We start from the raw sequence: 599 nt of genomic DNA on the forward strand, positions 1-599 counted from the left end.
TTACTTCCTCCTGAATTACCGGTTCAATATTCCAGATAGACTCGTGGTCCATTTGAGCTTCCATGCTCGCCCTGGACTCCGGGCACACAATAACTAATGTCCCAACTCCAGACCTGGTTCGGGCCTGTCGCCGTGAAGCTGGTCGGTTCCGGCACCTTGCGAGGTGGCTTCATGCGCCCTCGGTAGTTTTGTTGCTGGTGCTTTTTCAACACCCGGTAAAACGAGGATTCCGATGCCAGATAAAGCCCCTTGTCGGCCAGCGACGGCACGATCTGGGAGGGCGGTAAACTCCGGTACTCGGGTTGATTACACGCACTCAGAATGGCCACCTCCTCGGCCTGTGTGAGTTTATGGGGCTGTTCAGCCCGTTCTGCATCCGGACGCCGATCTTCTGCAACGGTGCCGTTAGCACCTCGCCAACGCTTCAATGTGCGCTCACTCATATCAATCAACTCTGCGGCCTTGTATCGGGCTGCACCGCCGGCAACGGCTTCATCAAACAGCTCCAGGAGCCTTGCACGTTCATCCAGCGGTGTCAGATATCCTCGTCGCTGTCCGGATCTTCGCCGTACAAGGCTTCGAGCTTTTTTGACAGCACC

At 56.3% G+C, this 599-nt stretch carries 1 pseudogene; it reads right to left on the bottom strand.

What is annotated here, in order from left to right:
* Positions 1 to 23: 23 nt before the first annotated feature.
* A pseudogene (locus tag MWU62_RS18845) lies at positions 24 to 599 on the bottom strand (IS3 family transposase); the annotation flags it as partial.

Source organism: Marinobacter sp. S6332, assembly GCF_023016045.1.
Lineage (GTDB): Bacteria > Pseudomonadota > Gammaproteobacteria > Pseudomonadales > Oleiphilaceae > Marinobacter.